Source organism: Marinobacter sp. OP 3.4 (genome assembly GCF_036224885.1).
Classification (GTDB): Bacteria; Pseudomonadota; Gammaproteobacteria; order Pseudomonadales; family Oleiphilaceae; genus Marinobacter.
This window is the reverse complement of the sequence record NZ_JAVVLT010000076.1, coordinates 1-22365: the sequence shown is the minus strand read 5'-3', so window position 1 is coordinate 22365 and position 22365 is coordinate 1. Positions and strand designations below refer to the sequence as shown.

The 22365-nt window shown below is 60.6% G+C and carries 16 protein-coding genes; 9 read left to right on the top strand and 7 right to left on the bottom strand.

Going from position 1 to position 22365, the window contains the following annotated elements; genetic code table 11:
* Positions 1–41: 41 nt before the first annotated feature.
* Together RO069_RS12935 and RO069_RS12930 are read right to left on the bottom strand one after the other, a co-directional pair.
* Positions 42–515, bottom strand: coding sequence for a hypothetical protein (locus RO069_RS12935; protein WP_328188041.1), 474 nt, complete (start codon positions 513–515; stop codon positions 42–44).
* Positions 516–878: 363 nt separating this feature from the next.
* On the bottom strand, positions 879–1808 hold the full coding sequence (locus RO069_RS12930) for a D-2-hydroxyacid dehydrogenase (RefSeq protein WP_328188039.1): 930 nt from the start codon (positions 1806–1808) through the stop codon (positions 879–881).
* Positions 1809–1870: 62 nt separating this feature from the next.
* On the opposite strand from RO069_RS12930, the gene tmpT reads away from it, so the two are divergent.
* The 5 genes from tmpT to RO069_RS12905 all read left to right on the top strand — a co-directional run bounded on the left by tmpT (position 1871) and on the right by RO069_RS12905 (position 10218).
* Positions 1871–2530: a thiopurine S-methyltransferase gene (gene tmpT, locus RO069_RS12925; RefSeq protein WP_328188038.1), complete on the top strand. Its 660-nt coding sequence runs from the start codon at positions 1871–1873 to the stop codon at positions 2528–2530.
* Between the two features lie 170 nt (positions 2531–2700).
* Positions 2701–5058 carry a DUF6351 family protein gene (locus RO069_RS12920; protein ID WP_328188037.1) on the top strand — a complete coding sequence of 786 codons (2358 nt, stop codon included), beginning with the start codon at positions 2701–2703 and terminating at the stop codon, positions 5056–5058.
* A gap of 356 nt (positions 5059–5414) precedes the next feature.
* On the top strand, positions 5415–7337 hold the full coding sequence (locus tag RO069_RS12915; RefSeq protein ID WP_328188036.1) for a PrkA family serine protein kinase: 1923 nt from the start codon (positions 5415–5417) through the stop codon (positions 7335–7337).
* A 29-nt stretch (positions 7338–7366) separates the two neighbouring features.
* Positions 7367–8662 (top strand): YeaH/YhbH family protein, encoded by a 1296-nt coding sequence (locus tag RO069_RS12910; RefSeq protein ID WP_328188035.1) that lies wholly within the window; start codon positions 7367–7369, stop codon positions 8660–8662.
* On the top strand, positions 8659–10218 hold the full coding sequence (locus RO069_RS12905) for a SpoVR family protein (protein WP_328188033.1): 1560 nt from the start codon (positions 8659–8661) through the stop codon (positions 10216–10218). The genes RO069_RS12910 and RO069_RS12905 overlap by 4 nt, the downstream gene beginning before the upstream one ends.
* Before the next feature lie 38 nt (positions 10219–10256).
* Here the strand turns inward: RO069_RS12905 and RO069_RS12900 are convergent, their stop codons facing one another.
* From RO069_RS12900 to RO069_RS12885, 4 genes are all read right to left on the bottom strand, one after another.
* The gene (locus RO069_RS12900) at positions 10257–12902 is read right to left on the bottom strand and encodes a sensor domain-containing protein (RefSeq protein ID WP_328188032.1); all 2646 of its coding nucleotides are present in this window, start codon (positions 12900–12902) and stop codon (positions 10257–10259) included.
* Positions 12903–13110: 208 nt separating this feature from the next.
* Positions 13111–14586, bottom strand: coding sequence for a diguanylate cyclase domain-containing protein (locus RO069_RS12895; RefSeq protein WP_328188031.1), 1476 nt, complete (start codon positions 14584–14586; stop codon positions 13111–13113).
* Positions 14587–14866: 280 nt separating this feature from the next.
* A complete protein-coding gene (locus tag RO069_RS12890) occupies positions 14867–15592 on the bottom strand; it encodes an LrgB family protein (protein WP_328188029.1) in 726 nt (241 codons plus the stop codon).
* Complete coding sequence (locus RO069_RS12885; protein ID WP_328188027.1) at positions 15585–15965, bottom strand: CidA/LrgA family protein; 381 nt, start codon at positions 15963–15965, stop codon at positions 15585–15587. The genes RO069_RS12890 and RO069_RS12885 overlap by 8 nt, the downstream gene beginning before the upstream one ends.
* A gap of 77 nt (positions 15966–16042) precedes the next feature.
* On the opposite strand from RO069_RS12885, the gene RO069_RS12880 reads away from it, so the two are divergent.
* A complete protein-coding gene (locus RO069_RS12880; RefSeq protein WP_328188026.1) occupies positions 16043–16966 on the top strand; it encodes an AraC family transcriptional regulator in 924 nt (307 codons plus the stop codon).
* Positions 16967–17057: 91 nt separating this feature from the next.
* Positions 17058–19208: a TonB-dependent siderophore receptor gene (locus RO069_RS12875; protein WP_328188025.1), complete on the top strand. Its 2151-nt coding sequence runs from the start codon at positions 17058–17060 to the stop codon at positions 19206–19208.
* Between the two features lie 71 nt (positions 19209–19279).
* On the opposite strand, the gene RO069_RS12870 is transcribed toward RO069_RS12875, so the two are convergent.
* Positions 19280–20632 (bottom strand): TrpB-like pyridoxal phosphate-dependent enzyme, encoded by a 1353-nt coding sequence (locus tag RO069_RS12870; RefSeq protein WP_328188024.1) that lies wholly within the window; start codon positions 20630–20632, stop codon positions 19280–19282.
* A 236-nt stretch (positions 20633–20868) separates the two neighbouring features.
* On the opposite strand from RO069_RS12870, the gene RO069_RS12865 reads away from it, so the two are divergent.
* A complete protein-coding gene (locus RO069_RS12865; protein ID WP_328188023.1) occupies positions 20869–21423 on the top strand; it encodes a hypothetical protein in 555 nt (184 codons plus the stop codon).
* A 214-nt stretch (positions 21424–21637) separates the two neighbouring features.
* On the top strand, positions 21638–22231 hold the full coding sequence (locus RO069_RS12860) for an HD domain-containing protein (protein WP_328188022.1): 594 nt from the start codon (positions 21638–21640) through the stop codon (positions 22229–22231).
* Positions 22232–22365 lie beyond the last annotated feature (134 nt).

Sequence of the window (22365 nt, the reverse complement as noted above, 5' to 3'; positions counted from 1 at the left end):
ATGCAGAATGGGAAATGGCACCCATGTAAACTCCTTGATTCTTAAAAAATGGCCACCGAAACTCCGCCTCCCCTGCTTTCACGCCGCGATGAGGCGACCCCGGAGCGATCCAGGTAGCCACGGAAGTTTGGGGCAGCCAGCAATGAGCTGGGCGTCTGCAACTGGAGGATATCCGGCTGGACCAGCAAGACCCCGTCAGCCCCTTCCAGGACATCAACCGCACTTGCCAGATTCGGATGCGTCGTGGAGACAAGGAAATAACTGAAGGCCTGTCCCGAGTAGAGTAAGCGAGCGGTCGTGACGGAAGACGACACCTCTTTGACATCCGCCTCCGTTGAATCCGGCGTCGTCTTCACGATCAGATCTCCGGAGAGCGTTGCCACGATATCCCCATTCAGGAAGAACCTGCTGCCTCGTGCCTGGACGCTCACTGATTCCGAAAAATTCGAGAACTCGAATCCGGTCGAGGTGCCGGAATCACTAAATGCCAGGGAGGGCAGCAGGAACAGGGTCAACAGTGATGCGATACACCCTGCTGCCACCGTTAAGTGCAAGCGAGGCCTACCGAGGGTCAACATCTTAATTTAACCAATGCATATCAGAGCAGGCTGACAGAGTGTGTACACAACCGCGGCTACCGCTCCTGGCAGATGGCGCAAAGCCGGAAATCGGACTCTTTCTCTTGACGAAGAACCGGTCGGGGGACATCACAACTCCCTGAGATGTATCCTTTGAAGTGGCACCTGATGTTTTATTACTTATTGTTTAGGCGTCACGATAGCCCACAAAGACCTTGTGTTCCCACCAGCAAACGTAAAATTCAGTAATTTTTTGATTGATTCAGGTGACGACAGATATCTAGCCCAGAGAATCAACAATCACGTAGCCAGATTCCCCGCCATAATCTCCACAATCCGCTGCCGCGCCTCGCGGCTGGCCCAGGCGGAGTGCGGGGTCACAATCAGGTTGGGAATATCGTCTGCCAGCAGCGGATTGCCGTGGCGGGGTGGTTCCTCGGTGAGCACATCGAAGCCGGCGCCGCCGATGGTGCCGGCGCGCAGGGCGTGGGCCAGGGCCTGTTCGTCCACCAGACCGCCGCGGGAGGTGTTGATGACCAGGGCTGTGTCCTTCATCTGTTCCAGTTCGTCGGCGCCGATCAGGTTGCGGGTATCCTCCGTAAGCAGGCAGTGCAATGAAAGCACATCCACGTGAGGAAGCAACTCGTCCAGGGGGATGCGAGGATAGCCGTCCACCTCACCCGGTTCCTGGCCGGGACGGCAGCCCAGGACAATGTTCATGCCAAACGCTTTCGCCCGCTTGGCCACGCCCTGCCCCAGGTCACCGTAACCAATGATCCCCAGGGTCTTGCCCTCCAGCTCCATGATGGGATGGTCCATGAGGCAGAACATATCGCTTTTTTCCCAGCGCCCTTCCTGTACATCCCGGCTGTAATCCATCAGCCGGGTGGCCAGCGCCAGGATCAGGGCCATGGTGTGCTGGGCCACGGTGGAGCGACCGTAACGGGTGACGTTGAGCACGTGGATGCCGTGGTCTTCCGCTGCCTTGAGGTCGATGTTGTTCAGGCCGGTGGCCACCACGGCGATGGTTTTCAGCTCCGGGCAGGCCTCGAAATGCTCCCGGCCAAGTACGACCTTGTTGACCAGCACTGTGTCGAAGCCCCGCAGGCGCTCAATCACCTGATCGGCACGGGTACGGTCGTGACAGGTCAGCGGCCCGGTCACCGCTTCAATCGGTGCCAGGGAGACATCGTCGCCCAAGGTGCTGGCATCAAGGAATACGGCTTTCACTGTTCTGACTCCTGTCTTATGCTCTGAGAAACATCGTCCACAACTGAACGGGGAAACGCATCATGGAGCATGAATTCTGGCACACCCGCTGGGCAAAGGGCGAGATCGGCTTTCATGAGGGCACCGTCAACAAATACCTCCACGACCACTGGCCCGAGTTTTCCGGTGACAGCACCGAGGCGGTATTTGTCCCCCTGTGTGGCAAGGCCCATGACATGTGGTGGCTCCACGACCGAGGGCATCCGGTTATCGGCGTGGAACTGAGCAAGGTCGCCTGCAAGGATTTCTTCGAGGAAGCGCAGGAAAAGGCGAAGGTCCACCCGGGCGAGCCCTTTACCATCTTCCGCCACGACGACCTGGAACTCTGGTGTGGGGATTTCTTCCAGCTGGTGCCGGATGACCTGAAACACGTGCGGATGGTCTACGACCGGGCCGCCCTGATTGCCATGCCCCCGGAGATGCGCCGGGACTATGTGGAGCACCTGACCGCGGTGATCCCGGACAGCACCCGAATCCTGTTGATCACCCTGGATTACGACAGCAGTGAAATGCAGGGCCCGCCGTTCAATGTCAGCGATCAGGAGGTCCATGACCTCTATGGTGAAGACTACGAGATCCGCCATATCCTGAGCCAGGCCATGGGGCGGGACAACCCCTTTGCAAAGCGTAAGGGACTGCAAAAAGGCGCTACCGAAAGCGTTTTTTATCTCAAAAAAAACTAAACGCTCCTGGCGATAATTTTCGATCTTCTTTCAAGAGTTTAGGAAATCGGTAGCGGGCTCGATGCGCTGAAATCGGGCCTTTCCCATACTGTGCGTTTGTTTTTTGTACATGTTTTACCATGCTGGTGAAGCACCCCTGTAACAAAAATTAACATAGAGGGAGCTTCACCATGCCAATGAGACGATGCATTCACTGCCTGATTCTTCTGCTGGCCATGTCTGGGCTGGCGATCACCGGCCATGCGGCCAACCCCCATTATGATCTCAAGGTATTGTCCAGTGCCCCAGACCAGGTCACCGGCGATGACGTACTGGTGCAGGTGCTGTTCAAGGACCGCCCCATCAAGTCGACGCCGGCGGTCGCCTCTCGGCTCCGGCACCTGGAATTCTGGCTCAACGGGCAGCCCATTGAGCCCGAGATACGGGCGGGTAAAGACCGCCATGAGGTCCTGGTGACCGGCCTGCAACAGGGCGAGAACCGGCTTGAACTGCACCACCGCCGACAGGGCCCGCTGGCAGCCGTTGACCTGACGGCACACCCCATCACCGGACCGATCTTTTCCGGCCCCCAGCAGTACCCCTTCGTGTGCACGGTAACCACCGAACTGGGTAAACAGCCCCTGGTGGATACCGACGGCGATACCGGTTTCCCGGTTCTGGACAGCAGTGGTAGCCAGATTGGCCTCAGCCGTGACTGTTCCATCGAGCCCTATGTCACCTTTATCTACCGCACCACGGATGGCCAATGGGCGCCGCTTCCCGATGATGGCGTACGCCCCGATGACATGGCCCGCACTACCCTGACCGACGGTCGTACCGTGGACTTTATCGTCCGCCAGGAAAGGGGCACCATTAACCGGTTCATCTACAGCTTTGCCACCCTGGCGGAGGCGGATGACGCGCCCTGGGAAGCCTCCACCGACCACTGGAACGGGCGACTGCTGTTCCACTTCGAAGGAGGCGTTGCCGTTGGTCACAGCCAGGGCCGCATCAGTGGCCGGGCCCTGGAGCCGGAAGTGCTGAAAAAGGGCTATGCCGTCATCTACTCCACCGGCACCCGGACCAGCACCCACTACAACCTGCAGGTAGGCGGCGAGACCGCGCTGATGGTGAAGGAACACTTTATCAAGCGCTTCGGCGTGCCGGACTACACCGTGGCCATTGGCGGCTCCGGCGGCGGCATCCAGCAGTACGTCTATTCCCAGAACCATCCCGACCTGCTGGACGGCGGCGTGCCACAGTATTCCTACCCGGACATGATTACCCAGGTGATCCATATCGGTGACTGCGAGCTGCTGGAGCACTACATGGACGTCACCGACGGCGATAATCCCAAATGGTGGATCACCAGCAACCGAAGCTGGCTGGTGGGCCTGAATGCCACCGACAACTACCCGGATCCGTTCGCCGATGCCAAGCGAGCCCTGGGCTACGGCACCGCCCCCGGCATGACCGAGTGCATCCCGGCCTGGCGCGGCCTGACCGCCCTGGTACTCAACCCCCACTACGGCCAGGCCCGTAACCAGGAACTTATGCAGCCCCCGGGTGTGATGGACGACGTCCAATGGACCCACTACGACGACGCCCGCAACATCTATGGGCTCGACGGGAACGGTAATCCCCGCACCGTGTATGACAACGTGGGCGTGCAGTACGGCCTCAACGCGCTGGTGGAAGGCAACATCACCACCGATGAGTTCCTGAAGCTGAATGCCCGGATTGGCGGCTGGAAACACCCCAACGACATGGTCCAGGAAGGCTTCCCGTTCCTGGGTGACTTCTCGCCGGCCAACTTCGACCCCTGGAGCCGCCGCAACATGATGCTCAGCCCCGATGGCATCGCCCCCGCCCCCCGTACGGAGGCAGACATCGAGGCCATAAACGCCGCCTACACTTCCGGCCTGGTATTCGACGGGGAACTGAACATGCCGGTGATTGACTGGCGGCACTACCTGGAGGAGGTGCTGGACATGCACAACAGCCACCAGTCCTTCTCCGCCCGCCAGCGCATCATCAACCGCATGGGCGATGCCGGCAATCAGGTCATCTGGTTTACCGATACCCGGCCGACCGATTACTCCGACCCGGACGAGCCCGAGCCAAGAGAGGAGTACAACCAGACCTGGATGGCCCTGGAAGTGCTTCATGACTGGATCATGAACATCCAGCAGAATCCTGATCTCAGCATCGCCGAAAACAGACCCGACGAAGCCGTGGACGCCTGCTTCAATACCGACGGATCGCTGATCGACGCCGGTGACGGGGTCTGGAGCGGTATCCTCGACGACGGCCCGGCGGGCACCTGCACGCAGCAGTTCGAGACCTACACCACTTCCCGGATCGAGGCAGGCGGCCCCATCGAAGGCAGCATCTTCAAGTGCGCCCTGAAGCCGGTGGACACTGCACTGGACGACGGCACCTATGGCAACATCACCTTTACCGGTGCACAGGCCGACCGTCTGAAGGAGATCTTCCCCGACGGGGTATGCGACTACCGCGAACCGGACCTCGGACGTCCGACTCTCTGACGGCTCACGCCCTGCACCATAACGGTGCAGGGCGTCCCCCACCTCCTTCGCGAAAACCTGTCACCAGACCAGTCACAAAAGCGGAACCAGTTACAAAACCGTTGCAAAAAACAGCTGATTTTTGCCGAACTGGTAACCCTGCACACTGTCCAACTCCGTAGCGGTGGACTAAGCTGAAAACAGAGCCCCTGCTGGTGGGGGCCGTACCGGACGACCGGAAACAGCTCTCCGGTCCATTACCGGTGATAGCCTTGTCTTTTCCATTCAACCATAAACAGAAACGCCCACCCGCGGCGGCCAACAACGGGGAATATTGCGTGTAGTCGAGCTGATTCATTAGCAAGCGAGGGTTACCCATGAGCATATTGCAGCACTTCAAAGACCGGTATGACCAAACCCAGGAAGAGGAGTACTCCCTGGAGGAATATCTGGAGATCTGCAAGAACGATCACGCGGCCTATGCCACCGCCGCCGAGCGCATGTTGCTTGCCATTGGCGAGCCCGAATTCGTTGACACATCCAGGGACTCGCGCCTGTCGCGCATTTTTTCCAACAAGGTGATCAAGCGATATCCCGAATTCTCCGAGTTCTACGGCATGGAAGAGGCCGTGGAAAATATCGTCTCCTTCTTCCGCCATGCCGCCCAGGGCCTGGAAGAGAAGAAACAGATCCTTTACCTGCTGGGCCCCGTGGGCGGCGGCAAGTCCTCCCTGGCGGAAAAACTCAAGAGCCTGATGCAGAAGGTGCCCTTCTATGCCATCAAGGGCTCGCCGGTGAACGAATCCCCCCTGGGCCTGTTCGACCCGGAGGAGGATGGCCATATCCTGGAAGAGGAATACGGCATCCCCGCCCGCTACCTCAAGTCCATCATGTCCCCCTGGGCGGTCAAGCGACTGCATGAATACGGCGGCGATATCAGCCAGTTCCGGGTGGTGAAGAAATACCCGTCGGTGCTGGACCAGATCGGCGTGGCCAAGACCGAACCCGGCGACGACAACAACCAGGACATCTCCGCCCTGGTGGGCAAGGTGAACATCCGCATGCTGGAAGACTTCTCCCAGGATGACCCGGATGCCTACAGCTTCTCCGGCGGCCTGTGCAAGGCCAACCAGGGGCTGCTGGAGTTCGTGGAGATGTTCAAGGCGCCGATCAAGGTGCTGCACCCGCTGCTGACCGCCACCCAGGAAGGCAACTACAACACCACCGAAGGCATGGGCTCGGTGCCCTTCGACGGCATCATCCTGGCCCACTCCAACGAGTCGGAGTGGCAGACCTTCCGTAACAACAAACACAACGAGGCCTTCCTGGACCGGGTCTATATCGTCAAGGTGCCCTACTGCGTGCGCGTCACCGAGGAAATCGACATCTACCGCAAGCTGCTGCGGGACAGCTCCTTGGCAGGCGCCCCCTGCGCGCCGGACACACTGGACATGCTGGCGCAGTTTTCCATCCTGTCCCGCATCAAGGAGCCGGAAAACTCCAGCATCTACTCCAAGATGCGGGTCTACGACGGCCAGAACATCAAGGACACCGACCCCAAGGCCAAGTCGATCCAGGAATACCGGGACTCCGCCGGCGTCAACGAGGGTATGGACGGCCTGTCCACCCGTTTCGCCTTCAAGATCCTGTCCAAGGTGTTCAACTTCGACACCACCGAGGTGGCCGCCAACCCGGTGCACCTGCTCTACGTGCTGGAGAAGCAGATCGAACAGGAGCAGTTCCAGACCGAGGTGCAGGAACGCTACCTGCGCTTTATCAAGGAGTTCCTGGCACCCCATTACGTGGAGTTCATCGGCAAGGAAATCCAGACCGCCTACCTGGAAAGCTACAGCGAGTATGGCCAGAACCTGTTCGACCGCTACGTGACCTACGCCGACCTGTGGATCCAGGACCAGGAGTTCCGGGACCCGGAGACCGGCGAGATCCTCGACAGATCCGCCATCAACGACGAACTGGAGAAGATCGAGAAACCCGCCGGCATCAGCAACCCGAAGGACTTCCGCAACGAGGTGGTCAACTTCGTGCTGCGGGCCCGGGCCAACAACCAGGGGGAAAACCCCTCCTGGCTCAGCTACGAGAAGCTGCGTAGCGTGATCGAGAAGAAGATGTTCTCCAACACCGAAGACCTGCTGCCAGTCATCTCCTTCAACCCGAAGGCCAGCCAGGAAGACCAGAAGAAACACAAGCAGTTCGTGGAACGGATGGTGGACCGTGGCTATACCGAGAAGCAGGTCCGGCTGTTGGCGGAGTGGTACCTCAGAGTCAGAAAGTCGCACTGACCCGTTTCTGACCTGATGGGAGTGACACTATGGGTATGACCCACATTGTTGACCGCCGTCTCAACGGCAAGAACAAGAGCGCGGTGAACCGGGAACGGTTCCTGCGCCGCTACCGCCATCACATCAAGAAGGCGGTGGCGGATGCGGTGCAGAAGCGCTCCATTACCGATATCGAACGGGGGGAGAGCGTCAGCATTCCCTCCCGGGACATCCAGGAACCCATTTTCCACCACGGCCAGGGTGGCAAGCGCGAGGTGGTCCATCCGGGCAACCAGGAGTTCGTGGCCGGTGACGAGATCCCCAAACCGGAAGGGGGTGGCGGTGGCGGCTCAGGCTCAGGCCAGGCCAGCCCCGACGGTGAGGGCATGGACGAGTTCGCCTTCCAGATCACCCAGGACGAGTTCCTGGACTTCCTGTTCGACGATCTGGAACTGCCCAACCTGGCCCGCAAGAAGCTCAAGGACACCGAGGCCTTCACCTACCACCGCTCCGGCTTTACCACCCATGGCATACCGGCCAAGCTGGATGTGGTGCGCTCCCTGCGTGGAGCCCACGCCCGACGGCTGGGCCTCAGTGGTGCCCGTCGCCGGAAGATTCGCGAGCTGGAGGCACAGCTAGCGGCCCTGAAGGAGGCCCCGGACGACCTGGACCCGGCTTTCAGCCACGCCGACCAGATCGAGACCCTGGAGGCGGAGATCGCCCGGCTCAAGGCCAATGTCCGGCGCATTCCGTTCATCGACGAGATCGACCTGCGCTACCGCCAGCACGTCAAGAAGCCCAGGCCGGCCACCAGCGCGGTGATGTTCTGCCTGATGGACGTGTCCGGCTCCATGACCCAGACCCACAAGGACATCGCCAAGCGCTTCTTCATCCTGCTGTACCTGTTCCTGAAGAAGAACTACAAGAAGATCGACGTGGTCTTCATCCGCCACCACACCAGCGCCAAGGAGGTGGACGAGGAAGAGTTCTTCTACAGCCGGGAAACCGGGGGCACCATTGTGTCCAGCGCCCTCAAGCTGATGCACAAGATCATCGAGTCCCGTTATTCGCCGGACGAGTGGAACATCTACGCCGCCCAGGCGTCAGACGGTGATAACTGGAACGATGACTCGCCCATCTGCGGCAAAATCCTGGCCGAGCGGATCATTCCGCTGGTGCAGTACTATTCCTATGTGGAGATCACGCCCCAGGATCACCAGATGCTGTGGTACGAGTACGAGAAGATCATGGAGCGTTTCCCCCAGAGTTTTGCCATGCAGCAGATCGCGGACCCCGGTGAGATCTACCCGGTGTTCCGCCAGTTGTTCGAGAGGAAAGCGGCATGACGGATACGATCGAGCACCCCAAGCTGCCCAATCGTGAGCAGGTCCGCCCGGATCCGATATCCAAGGGCTCCGAGTGGACCTTTGACCTCATCCAGACATACGACGACGAAATCGCCAAGTGCGCCGAGGAATTCGGCCTGGACACCTACCCCAACCAGATCGAGGTGATCAGCGCCGAACAGATGATGGACGCCTACAGTTCCGTGGGCATGCCGGTGGGCTACCACCACTGGTCTTTCGGCAAGCAGTTCCTCAGCACCTCCAAGGGCTACCAGCGGGGCCAGATGGGACTGGCCTACGAGATCGTGATCAACTCCGACCCCTGCATTGCCTACCTGATGGAGGAGAACACCCTACCCATGCAGGCCCTGGTGATCGCCCATGCCTGTTATGGCCACAACTCCTTCTTCAAGGGCAATTACCTGTTCCGCACCTGGACGGATGCCAGCGCCATCATCGATTATCTGGTGTTCGCCCGCAATTATGTGGCCGAGTGCGAAGAACGTTACGGCGTGGAGGCCGTGGAAGAAGTCCTCGACTCCTGCCACGCCCTGATGAACCACGGGGTGGACCGCTACAAGCGGCCACCGCCCATCTCCGCCGCCGAGGAGCGTCGCCGGCAGAAGGAGCGGGAGGAGTACCTCCAGAGACAGCTCAACGACCTGTGGCGCACCATCCCCAAGATGGGGGACGACGACAATGAGCGGGAACGGCGCCGTCAGCGCTATCCCTCCGAGCCCCAGGAAAATATCCTGTACTTTATCGAGAAGAATGCCCCGTTGCTGGAAACCTGGCAGCGGGAAATCATCCGCATCGTGCGCAAGCTGGGGCAGTACTTCTATCCCCAGCGCCAGACCCAGGTGATGAACGAGGGCTGGGCGTCGTTCTGGCACTACACCCTGCTCCATCGCATGTACGAGAAAGGGCACGTGACCGACGGCTTCATGCTGGAATTCCTGCAGAGCCACACGGCGGTGACCTACCAGCCACCGTTCAACAGCCCCTGGTACTCCGGCATCAACCCCTACACCCTGGGCTTCAATATCTACTCGGACCTGCGCCGCATGTGCGAGAACCCCACCGATGAGGACCGGGAGTGGTTCCCGGATATCGCCGGTGGCGACTGGCTGGAAACGGTGCACTTCGCCATGCGCAACTTCAAGGACGAGAGCTTCATCCAGCAGTTCCTGTCCCCCAAGGTGATGCGGGACATGAAGTTCTTCTCCATCGAGAACGATGACCAGGAGGATGTGTACCGGGTGACCGCCATTCACGACGACCCGGGCTACCGCCCCCTGCGGGAAAAACTGGCGCGCCAGTACAACCTCAGCTACCGGGAGCCCAATATCCAGGTGTGGAACGTGGATGTGCGGGGCGACCGTTCACTGACCCTCCGCCACATTCCCGTGGACCGGGTGCCCCTGGGGGATGACGCCAGCGAGGTGCTCAAGCATGTCCACCGCCTGTGGGGGTTCGATGTGCACCTGGAAAGCGTCGACGAAGGCACGGTAGTGGCCGAGTACCATTGCCCGCCCCAGGAGCTGGATGACGAATAACTGCCTCTGAACGGCCCCGGGCTCCCGGGCGGGGCCGTTTATCCCCCACTCTCGGGGATGGTCACCCCATGGTTACGCAACAACGCCGAGAAGGCATCCGCCGACGTTGGCCGACTGAAATAGAAGCCCTGGGACTCGTCGCAGGAGATACCTCGCAGGAAGGTCTCCTGGGCTTCGGTTTCCACCCCTTCGGCGATCACCGTCAGGCTCAGGGTCCTGGCCATATTGATAATGGCCTCGGTAATGGCCCGGTCGTGGTCGCTTTCCGGCAGGTTGCGGATGAACGAGCGGTCCACCTTGAGGGTATCGATGGGGAAGCCCTTGATCTGCGCCAGGGACGAATACCCCACGCCAAAGTCGTCCAGCGCGGTGCGTACGCCAATCTCCCGGAGCTGCGTCAGGGTCTGGATGGTGTGATCCGGGTTCAGCATCACCATGCTTTCCGTCAGCTCCAGCTCCAGCTCCAGCTCCAGCAATGACGGTTCCATGCCGCTCTTGTCCAGGGCATCACGTATGTGGTCCAGCAGTTCCGGATCCGAAAACTGCCGGGCGGAGATGTTCACCGCCATCTTGACCGGAGGCAGCCCGTCCCGCTGCCATTCCATGTTCTGCCGGCAGGCGGTTTCCAGTACCCAGCGGCCAATGGGAATGATGGCGCCGTTCTCCTCGCACAGGGGGATGAACTGCTGCGGGGGCACTTCGCCCAACTCCGGATGGGTCCAGCGCAGCAGGGCCTCGACACCGGTAATGCGATTGTTCTTCAGGTCCAGCTTGGCTTGGTAGTTGAGCACGAACTCGTGGTTGACCAGGGCGTTACGCAGTGCTGCCTCCAGCACCAGACGTTCGTTGGACAGCGATTGCATACCGTCCACGTAGAACTCGTAGGTGTTTTTGCCCTTCTCCTTGGACAGGTACATGGCGGTGTCGGCGTTCTTCATGAGTGTCGGCTGGTCCTCGCCATGGTCCGGATAGACACTGATCCCGATACTGGCGGTTACCCGGCAATCATGACCGAGGACGTTCACCGACTCCAGGGCCGCGTCCAGCAGTTTGCGGGCCACGATGGCGGCATCCTCGGGGACCGCCACGTTATGGAGCAATACCACAAACTCGTCGCCCCCCAGGCGCGACAGGATGTCGGATTCCCGTAGCACGGCTTTCAGACGCCGCGCCATCTCCTGCAACAACTGGTCTCCGGCGGCATGGCCCAGGCTGTCGTTCACCAGTTTGAACCGGTCCAGATCGATGAACATTACCGCCGGCCGATGCCCGTAGCGGCGAGCGGTGACAACCGCCCGTTCCAGCAGTTCCTCGAACATGGCCCGGTTGGGCAGCCCGGTGAGGCTGTCGTGGGTTGCCAGGTACCTGACCCGCTCCTCGGCCCGTTTCCGGTCAGCCTCGTGCTCCAGGGTGCGCAGGGCATGGGAAACGTTGTCCGCCATCCTCTCCATCAGCGCGATGGTCTCGGCATCAAAGGCCCGACGTTCACTGGCGCAGAGATAGAGCACCCCCAGGGGGCGGCCCTCATTGAGAATGGGCACCGCTGCGGCGGCCTTGAGCCGGGTTTTTTCGGCCAGGTGATGCCAGGGCCGGGTGCGGGGATCATTCATGAAGTCGTCCGTCACCTCGGGGCGTCCCAGGCGGAAGGCGGTGCCAGCAATGCCCAGCCCTTCCGGACGGTTGGGGTCCGTGGAAATAACCGCGCGACGTGTCCTGTCCTGACCAGTGCCGGCCATCGCCACGACGTCCAGGTTACCACTGTCCTGATTGAACAGAAGGATATGGGAGGCCGCCAGTTCCCCGTGCTCCACCGCGACCCGGCAAACCTCGTTGAAGAGCGTCTCCGGCGTTTCGGCGTGCATGATGACCTCGTTGGTGGCACTCAGGGCCGCGTACATGCGCTTGGCATGGCGGGCCGACTCCTCCGCCAGCACCCGATCGGTTACCTCCCTCGACGCGGAAATGATCCAGGGCCGGCCATCGATCCGCACCATCCGGTGGTGGGGCTCCCACCACCCGCGGCGTTTGCCGTCCTTGCTGCCAGCCATATGCGGCTCGGCAGTCACACCTTCGGGTCCAGCCGACTGCACCTGCCGGAACAGCTCATCGGTTTCCTCACGGGTGCGGCCCGTCAGATGATAGCCCTTGAGGTTCATCAACTCTTCCCGCTGATATCCCGTCACCTCACAGGCGGTATCGTTCACGTAAATGAAGCGGTGAGTCTGCGGGTCCGAAATGAAGATCAGGTCCGGAGAGGCGTCCATCGTGGCCTGGAAGCGTTCGGTCATGGCGCGACGCAGCTCCTCGGCGGTGACGTCCCGTCCGGTTCCGCGAAGCCCCGGGCCATGCCCGTCGACATCCGGCACCGGTGCGCCGGCCAGTTCGACATAGCGTACGCCACCATCGGGCAGTACCCGGGAAAGCACCCGGTTCCGGAACGGCGTCAACGGACCTTCCCCAAGGGAGTCCCCAACCGGCTCAAAGCCCAGTTCCTGCCTGGTACGGCCAAGGAGGGTGTCGGCAGAGGCGCTGGCATCTCCCTCCAGATGGCGACCCTCAAGCCGGATCAGCCGTCCATTGGCATCCTGCTCCCAGATCCAGTCAACCCCAAACCCAAGCATTGCCTGTAAAACACCCCACTCGGGCGCCTGATTCTTTTTGTTATCAATTGTATCCTGCCCCATCATTACTCCTGCTTTGGGGGATCAATTAACCGGATTGACCGGGAGGGATACCGCACCAACCCTGATCTTGCCACGACCAGAATCTTTTCCAGCCAAAACCACCCTATCCGTCACGAATTTCCGCGTACAGGGCCGCCTACGGCAATGTGACAGACCTCCCGGGGCCTGGGAGCACTGCCTCAACGTTTCGGAGAAACAGGAGTCCCCATCAGGCGGAATTCTCTATCTCCTTGTCGCCGGAGATCGCCCAGGTGTTCTTGCCCCGTTCCTTGGCCTGATACATGGCCAGGTCGGCGGCCTTCATCAAGGCCTTATGATCTTTGCCATGGTCCGGATACAGACTGATGCCAATACTCAGCGTGATCGTCAGCGACAGGTTATCCACGACAACGGGCTCCCGCAGGGCTTCCAACAGTTTTTCCGCAACACGGACCGCGTGCTCACGACGGTCAATGTCCTGCACCAGCACCACGAACTCATCGCCACCAAGGCGGGCCAGCACATCGTGTTCACGCAACATGTCCTGAAGACGCATCGCCACTCTCTCAAGCACCCGGTCTCCCATATCATGGCCCCAGGTATCGTTGATCTCCTTGAAATTATCCAGGTCCACGAACATCAGGGCAGGGTTATGGCCCGTACGATTGACTGAAGCAATGGTCTGATCCAGCAGATCGGACAGCAGATTCCGGTTGGGCAGGCCGGTCAGCCCACAATGGGTTGCCAGATAGTGAGCCTTCTCCTCCGCCTCACGGCGCTCTTCCTCACTTTCGATGGTGCGCAGGGCAAAAGCAATGTTGTCCGCCATTCTCACCAGCAGGCCGACAATCTCCTCATCAAAAGCATTCTTCTCCCGTGAACACAGATGCAACGTGCCAATCGACTCCCCATCCTGCACGATGGGTACCGAGGCAACAGCCTTGAGCAACGTCCGACTACGCATCTGCCGGTGCCAGGGACCGGTTCGGCGGTCCTTGAAGTAGTCGTTGGACACGCATGGCTGACGGGTCCGAAACGCATTTCCATTAAGCCCGCGCCCTTCCGGTTTGTCTGGATCAATCGAGATAAGTGTGTCCTTTAGCACCTCGCGACCGTAGCCGGCCATGGCCTTCATTTCCAGGATGTCCGAACCGGGCCTGGGCATCAGGATCGCCGCCGTGGTCAGCCCCCCACTATCGATAGCCGCATCACAGACAGCCTGAAACAGTTCCTCCCGGGAGGACAGGCGAATGATGGCTTCGTTGGTGGAGCTCAGGGCCGCGTAGATCTTCTGGGTGCGGGCGGCCGCCCGCTCGGCCAGCAACCGGCGGGTAACCTCGCGGGAGACGATGACCACCACCTCGCGGCCTTCAATGATCCGATGGCGAAAATGGGCCTGCCACCAGCCCCTGCGTGATCGGGTCTTGTTCACGAGCAAACGGGGTTCGTCCGTGTAGCCTCTCTCCGCTGCCTGCCGGGCATTCTCATAGACGGCGCGAACGTGCTCGGGGGACTGCCCTGTCAACTCCGGGGCCGTCATGGTCAGCAGTTCATCAGTGCTGTACCCGGTCATGTCGCAGGTGGTCTGGTTCACGTACAGGTACTGCAGCGTCCGCACATCGCAGACAAGAATGCAATCCGGCGAGGAATTGAGTAAGGTCCCAAGATTTCTCTGCAGGCCCTCTTTAAAACCATCCCCTGCCATTCGCTACTCCAATCAGCGACTACTCGCATTGTTATTATGTCTGTCAGACTAGCCCGGTCGATCCAGAGTCGCCAGGAGACGTACAAAGGTGCCGGGCTTGAATCATTAATACGTGGGACTTAGGAGATTAGCCCGTTTGTGACGCGAGCGAAATGCTGGGATAGTGTTTTCACAGCCTTTTACAGTTTGCCAGTGTTCCCGTTCACCCAGCCCCTGGTCTGGCGCATTTCTCCACAGCACCAATCCGGCTGCATCCCTGCCCCGAAGCCCTACGGAACCGTCACAGTCCAATCAGGTCCACCAGCCAGGGTACGATCAGGGCGGTGGCGAACGCTGACAGGGCCATGGCCAGGCCGGAAAAGGCTCCCATGGTGTTGTTGACCTGGAATGCGCGGGCCGTACCGATGCCGTGGGCCGCCACCCCCATGGCAATGCCCCGGACACTGTCATCCCGGATGCGGCACACCTGGAACAGGCGGGTGCCCAGCACCGCCCCGACAATGCCGGTCACCACGACCAGTACCGCTGTCAGCGACGGCAGGCCGCCAATCGTCTCGGAAATGCCCATGGCCACCGGCGCCGTGGCCGACTTGGGCGCCAGTGAAAGCTGGGTCTCGGTGCTGGCCCCCAACAGCCAGGCCAGCGCAATGGAACTGCCTGCCGCGAACACCACGCCCGATACGATGGCAATGGCCACCGGCAGCCAGAGCTGGCGCAACCTCGACAACTGCTGGAACAAAGGTACCGCCAGCGCTACCGTGGCCGGGCCCAGCAGGAAATGGACGAACTGGGCGCCATCGAAATAGTCCCGGTAGGGAATACCCGTGACCAGCAATACCAGGATGATCATCGCCACCGCCACCAGCACGGGGTTCAGCATGGGAGAGCCGCCACTGCGCTGGTACAGGCGAAACGCCAGCAGGTAGGCCACCAGGGTCATGGTCAGCCCCAGCAGCGGCGAGGCGGACAGATAGACCCAGATATCGGCGAGATCCGGCTCAGTCATGGGATTGACCCTCCCGCTGATAACCTGGCGCCAGCCATCGGCTTGCCAACAGCATCACCCCGGCGGTAAACAGCATGGTCAGCAGGGTAGTCACCAGCAGCACCGCTACAATCGGCAGCCATTCAGCCAGCAGCCGGTCCGCGTGAACCATGATACCCACCCCCGCAGGCACGAACAGCAGTGACAGATGTGCCAGTAACCCCGTTGAAGCCGTGTCCAGGGACGCCGGTACCTGACGCGCCACCAGCAACACGATAAACAGCATCAGCATACCCAGCACCGGCCCCGGCACTGGCCAGTCCAGCAGGCGCACAGCTACCTCCCCCGCCAACTGGAACACCAGGAGCCAGGTAATTCCATTCAGAAACATCATAGGCAGACCCTATTATAAATGAGAAACATTGTCGTTTATCATGCAGCTTCCGATGTCCCTATCCCAGGCTGACGTTAATGGTACCGGATACACAGACACCGCAATCAAGAATTGAGCAGGTGCTGCGGTTCATCCACAGCCACCTGGACCAGCCTCTGACCGTGGCTTCCCTGGCCACCCTCGGCGGCTGGTCACGGTGGCAGTTCCAGCGGGTGTTCGCCGCCCATACCGGTTCCTCGGTGGCCCACTATATCCGCGAACTCCGGCTCAGCAAGGCGGCCGAGCAGTTGCTGTGCACCGGAGACCGCCAACTTGATATCGCCCTGGCCTGTGGCTTCGAATCCGATATCAGTTTCAGTCGCAGCTTCCGGCAGTACTTCGGCTGTTCTCCGGGCCAGTACCGCAAGCGTGGAGTCCGCTGTCACCTGCGGGCCCCCATTCCGGTGGAACCGCTACCCGCGCCCCCGCTCCACCAGAATCCCTACCGGACCCGGATACGCGTGGAGTCACGACCGGCTTTCGACGTAGTCGGCATGTCCTGTCACATCCATGGTATCTACTCTCCCACCCCGGACTTTGCCCAGCGGATACCGGACCTGTGGCAACGCCTGGGCGCCAGCCACAGTCTGCCGAAGGACGTCGCCCGGATGGGGGTGATGGACGTGTCGGGCGATGCCGGCGACCACTGCTTCCCCTACTGGGCCTGTATCGAAGCATCCGCCTGGCAGCAACTGCCTGACCTGCCACGGCTGACGGTACCCGCCCAGGAATATGCCGTGGTGCCCTTCCAGGGACCATTGACAGACCTGGAGAAGACCCTGTCCTGGTTCCTCAGCGACTGGCTGCCCGCCTCCGGCTACCAGGGCTGCTACGGTTTCGATCTGGAAATCTACCCCGCCCGACCGGACCCGGAACTGGCGGATGAGATTACCGTCGAGTACTGGGTACCCATCCGGCCCGCCGAGGGCAAAACCCTGCCCATGCACCAAATGGTTAAGTGAACACCTGTTAATCAAAATACAATGCGAATGATTATCATGACGCGTGCAGTAACGACACGCCCCCATTTTCATCGCAATGCAGGTAATGTTCATGCCATCCAAGACATTCTTCCATCGCTCCCTGCTGTCGCTGGCCATTGCCGGAATCGCCGTGCCCAGCGCCATGGCCCAGGATAACGACTCCACCGAACTGGCCCCGCTGACGGTCTACAGTGACACCTATCGGAATACCGCCACCAAGACCGCCCTGGAACCCGGGGAAACACCGCAGAGCATTACCGTGGTCGATCAGACCGCCCTTGACATGCGCGGCTCGGAATCCGTCGCGGAAGCCATGCGCTATGTACCCGGCGTGAACACGGAATTGCGGGGTGGTTCCGTCAACCGGCTGGACCTGTTCAGCATCCGGGGCTTTATCAACTACCAGAACTACTATGACGGCCTGCAACTGCTGTACAACGACTGGAACCTCCAGCCGCAGGTCGACCTGATTGCCGTTGACAAGGTGGAAGTCTTCCGGGGCCCTACGTCATCGCTGTATGGCAGTATGCCCCCGGGCGGCATGGTGAACCTGATTGGCAAGAGCCCATCCACGGAATCCTTCAATCGTATCGAAGTCACCGGTGGCACGCAGGATCTGAAACAGGCCTCCTTCGAAAGCACCGGCCAGATCGGCGACAGCGACCTTTCCTACAGCCTGGTGGCCCTCGGGCGTAGCCAGGATAACCAGGCCGCCACGACAGAGGAGGAACGCTACCTGTTCGCGCCATCCGTCGACTGGCGGGTCACCGACGACACCCTGGTCAACGTCAATCTCTATTACCAGAAAGATCCGGAAATGGGCATGTACTCCACCCTGCCCGCCTCCACACTGTTCGGAGACAACCCCAACGGCCATCTCGACCAGGACGCCTTCTCCGGCGACGCCAACTGGAACGAGTTCGACAAGGAAGTGCTGATGGCCGGCTACAAGATCAACCACAACTTCAACGACAACTGGAACTTCCTGCAGAACTTCCGGTTCACCGATGCCGACGCCTACCAGACCAATACCTATAGCACCAGCCTGGAAGCGGATGGCCGCACGCTGAACCGTGAAGCCTACCTCACCGATGAAACCACCACGGGTTTTACGGTGGATAACCAGGTATCCGGGCGCTTCAATACCGGCGCCGTGGAACATAATGTCCTGGTGGGCGTGGACTACATCGAACTGGATTCCGACGTCCGCTACGAAGACACCTACGTCTACGGTGTTGACGGCAGCGCTCCGTCCATCGACCTCTACAATCCGGACTACACCCAGATCGATCCCGATATGAACCTGTCCGGAACCCAGCTCACCTCTGACTTCGAACTGAGCAAGCGACAGCTTGGGGTCTACCTGCAGGACCAGATTCGCATCGGACAGCTGGTGCTGATTGGTGGTGCACGTTGGGACGACTTCAAGGGCACCGAGGAAGGCACCAAGTACGGCGCCCCGGTGGACAACGAACTGGAGCAGGACAACTGGTCCTACCGTGCCGGCGCCCTCTACGAGTTCGACAACGGCCTCTCCCCCTACGTGAATTACGCGGAGAGCTTCGAGCCCCTGGAAGGCAGCGACCGCAACGGCAACGAGTTCGATCCTTCCACCGGCAAGCAGTTCGAAGTGGGCACCAAATTCACATCAGCGGACAGCCGGCACCGGATCGATGTGGCCCTGTTCCATATCCTGAAGGAAAACGTACCGACCCGTGACCCGAACGGCACCGCCTACGACAAGATCCAGGCGGGCGAAGTCCGCTCCCGCGGGCTGGAGATCGAAGGCTCCAGCCAGCCCATCGACAACCTGCTGCTCTCCCTAGCGTATACTTACCAGGATGTGGAAGTGACCGAGGACAACACCGGCCTGGAAGGCAATACGCCCGTCTGGGTTCCGGAACAGATGCTCTCCGCATGGGCGGATTACAGCTTCTTCGACGGCAGTGTAGCGGGCCTGACCCTGGGCGCCGGCTTCCGCCACATTGGCGAGTCTGAACTCAATGCCACCAACACCGCCGGCAAGGTACCGGACGCCAACCTGGTGGACCTGGCGCTGACCTATGACCTGAGCCATGCGGCTCCGGGCCTCAGCGGAACCGAAGTCGGCCTGTCAGTGAACAACCTGTTCAACGAGGAGTACTACAGCTGCTTCGACGAACTGAACTGCTGGGTTGGCGAGGAGCGGACCGTTCAGGCCAAGGTGTCCTATACCTTCTGACCTCATTCCAAGGCCAGAACCATGAAGCCCGCCAACCGGCGGGCTTTTTTCTGGAAGCAGGCTTCTGCCGGTCACACGCTCGGCAACCCGGACAAGGCCATGCCCAGTTCCGCATCATCGTACTCGTAGTCCCCCAGCTCCCCGGCAAAATACGAGGTGTAGGCCGCCATATCGAAATGGCCATGGCCGCACAGGTTGAACAGGATGGTTTCGGAGGTGCCTTCCCGCTTGCAGCGCAGGGCCTCTTCGATGGCGCCCTTGACCGCGTGGTTGGCTTCCGGAGCGGGCACGATGCCCTCGGCCCGGGCGAAGAGCACACCCGCCTCGAAACATTCCCGTTGGGTATAGGCCGTGGCTTCGAACAGACCCAGCTCTTTTGCATGGGACACCATGGGCGCCATGCCATGGTAGCGCAGGCCGCCGGCATGGAAGCCCGGTGGCGTAAAGCCAGAGCCCAGGGTGTGCATCTTGGTCAGGGGCGTCATATGGGCCGTATCGCCGTAATCATAGGCGAATTTGCCCCGGGTCAGGGTCGGACAGGCGGAGGGCTCCACTGCCACGACCCGGCTCTTCTCCCCGCCCCGCAGGGCATGCCCCATGAACGGGAAGGCGATGCCGGCAAAGTTGGAGCCGCCACCAGTGCAACCGACAATCACGTCCGGCCAGGTGTCCGCCATTGCCATCTGTTCCATGGATTCCAGCCCGATAATGGACTGGTGGACCAGCACATGGTTGAGCACCGACCCCAGGGCATACTTGGTGTCCGGGTCCTGAACCGCCAGCTCCACCGCCTCGGAGATGGCGATGCCCAGGCTGCCGGTGTGGGCCGGGTTCTCCGCCAGCACCTTGCGCCCGAATTCCGTCATCTCCGAAGGCGACGCCACGCACTTCGCCCCGTAGGTTTCCATCACCGCCCGGCGGTAGGGTTTCTGGTCGTAGGACACCCGCACCTGGAACACATTCACATCCATATCGAACAGCGAGCCGGCGAACGCCAGTGAGGTGCCCCACTGGCCGGCGCCGGTCTCGGTGGTCAATCGGTTGATCCCCTCCTGCTTGTTGTAGAAAGCCTGGGGAATGGCGGTATTGGGCTTGTGGCTGCCGGCGGGACTGACCCCCTCGTACTTGTAGAAGATCTTCGCGGTGGTGCCCAGTGCTTTCTCCAGACCGTGGGCCCGGTACAGGGGGGCTGGCCGCCACATGCGGTAGACCTCCCGCACCGGCTCGGGGATCTCGATTTCCCGTTCGGTACTGACTTCCTGCTCAATCAGCGCCATCGGGAACAGCGGCTCCAGGTCCGCGGGGCCGACAGGCTGCTTTGTTGCCGGATGGAGCACCGGCGCCATGGGTTCCGGGAAATCCGCCTGGAGGTTGTACCAGGTTTTGGGCATGCGGGTTTCGTCAAGAAGGTATTTTGTTGTCATTGTTCAGGTCCTTGCCACCTTGGATGGATACTGAACATTACCATAGCAGGCGCGCCCCGAAACTGCCCCATATCGATCATCCCGCCATTTACCCGGGCCTTTAGTGGCTGACTTCATTACCAAATATTCGCCAACCGTACCCCGGCGCTCTGTTAATCTCGACGTCAGTTTCCGAACGGAAACAGGATTGACCCACGGACCTTCAAAGACCGTAAACGCAACCCCGAGGACGTACTATGAACAATGGATTTCGCGGACTGGCGGCTGCCACCCTGCTGCTGCCTGCGGCGGCCTTCGCCGAGAACCTGAGCTACAACTACCTGGAAGGCGGGCTGGCCCTCTACCCGGATTTCGAGTCGCAGGACCTGATTGGGCTCGATACCCGTGGTTCCGTGCTGTTGCACGAGAACATCTTCGCCTTTGGCGGCCTCAAGTTCCTGACCGACGACGTGGACCTGACGGCCCTGCACGCCGGTGGCGGCTACCGTCATGGCCTGGACGCCAAAACCGATATCTGGGGCGGCGTCACCCTGGAGTACCAGGAATACGAGTGGGATCGCGGTGGCGACGTGGACGATACCGGCCTGGGCTTCCGGGCGGGGCTTCGCCATCAACTGACGAATGACCTGGAACTGGGTGTTGGCGGCCGTGTGGTCACCGGGGACCTGGATTATGTCGGCCTCACCGGCACGGCCCGCTATGCCATCGAGCCCGACCTGAAGCTGTTCGCCGAACTGGATGTGTATGACGGCGAGCCCGGCGTACTCGGCGGCGTGACCTTCGAATTCTGAAGCTGACCATCAGGCCCCGCCAGCGCGGGGCTTTTTCCAGCCATCCTCCAATTGCCTCTCCCTGCCCCTGTGCAATAATGGATTTTTCACAGAAAACGAGCGTACACTCGCTATATGGTGTTCCAGGGATGACTCAATGCACCCGGCCACGACGCCGGGTCAGGCAAACGCCAACAAATACAATAAAGGACGTCTACTGATGAGGAGTCAAGGCATGAGCGATATGACCGTCGGCGCGGAAGAGCGCGCCACCTTCACCGACATGAAAGAGAGCACCCAGGAGGACTGGGACAAGATCGGCCAGTGCTACCGGGAATTCGCCAAGGGTCATCCGGACCGGATCCTGGATCACCTCAGGCTGCTCGACGGCGATTTCGGTGGCTTCAAGGTGGACCGGCTGACCCACTGCCTGCAAACGGCCACCTTCGCCTACCGGGACGGCAAGGATGAGGAATATGTGGTCTGCGCCCTGCTGCACGATATCGGCGACACCCTGGGCGCCTTCAACCACGCCGACATTGCCGCCGCCATCCTGGAGCCGTTCATCTCCGAGGAGAATCACTGGATGGTCAAGCACCACGCCATCTTCCAGGGCTACTACTTCTTCCATCACCTGGGCATGGACCGCAACCTGCGGGAACAGTACCGGGATCACCCCTACTACGAGCGGACGCTGGAGTTTGTCAGCAAGTACGACTCCCCCGCCTTCAACCCGGATGGTGAGGTGCTGCCCCTGGAGTTCTTTGAGCCGATGGTGCAGCGGGTGATGGCCAAGCCCAAGCGCTCACTGTACAAGACCATGTCCTGATCCAGGCCTGCGGCCTGTCGATGTGCCGTGCGGTCAATTCGCTGATCTACTGAGCCACTGAGAGCCTTGAGAGCAAGGCGCGGTGGCGAAGGTTTGGTGGCTCCAAATCGAGCCGGCGCAACGCGGCTATCAAG

Bases quoted from the DNA above. Each gene is read 5' to 3' on its own strand.
- tmpT (WP_328188038.1), top strand. From the start codon at position 1,871: ATGGAGCATGAATTCTGGCACACCCGCTGGGCAAAGGGCGAGATCGGC.
- RO069_RS12920 (WP_328188037.1), top strand. From the start codon at position 2,701: ATGCCAATGAGACGATGCATTCACTGCCTGATTCTTCTGCTGGCCATG.
- RO069_RS12915 (WP_328188036.1), top strand. From the start codon at position 5,415: ATGAGCATATTGCAGCACTTCAAAGACCGGTATGACCAAACCCAGGAA.
- RO069_RS12910 (WP_328188035.1), top strand. From the start codon at position 7,367: ATGGGTATGACCCACATTGTTGACCGCCGTCTCAACGGCAAGAACAAG.
- RO069_RS12905 (WP_328188033.1), top strand. From the start codon at position 8,659: ATGACGGATACGATCGAGCACCCCAAGCTGCCCAATCGTGAGCAGGTC.
- RO069_RS12900 (WP_328188032.1), bottom strand. From the start codon at position 12,902: ATGGGGCAGGATACAATTGATAACAAAAAGAATCAGGCGCCCGAGTGG.
- RO069_RS12895 (WP_328188031.1), bottom strand. From the start codon at position 14,586: ATGGCAGGGGATGGTTTTAAAGAGGGCCTGCAGAGAAATCTTGGGACC.
- RO069_RS12890 (WP_328188029.1), bottom strand. From the start codon at position 15,592: ATGACTGAGCCGGATCTCGCCGATATCTGGGTCTATCTGTCCGCCTCG.
- RO069_RS12885 (WP_328188027.1), bottom strand. From the start codon at position 15,965: ATGATGTTTCTGAATGGAATTACCTGGCTCCTGGTGTTCCAGTTGGCG.
- RO069_RS12880 (WP_328188026.1), top strand. From the start codon at position 16,043: ATGGTACCGGATACACAGACACCGCAATCAAGAATTGAGCAGGTGCTG.
- RO069_RS12875 (WP_328188025.1), top strand. From the start codon at position 17,058: ATGCCATCCAAGACATTCTTCCATCGCTCCCTGCTGTCGCTGGCCATT.
- RO069_RS12870 (WP_328188024.1), bottom strand. From the start codon at position 20,632: ATGACAACAAAATACCTTCTTGACGAAACCCGCATGCCCAAAACCTGG.
- RO069_RS12865 (WP_328188023.1), top strand. From the start codon at position 20,869: ATGAACAATGGATTTCGCGGACTGGCGGCTGCCACCCTGCTGCTGCCT.
- RO069_RS12860 (WP_328188022.1), top strand. From the start codon at position 21,638: ATGAGCGATATGACCGTCGGCGCGGAAGAGCGCGCCACCTTCACCGAC.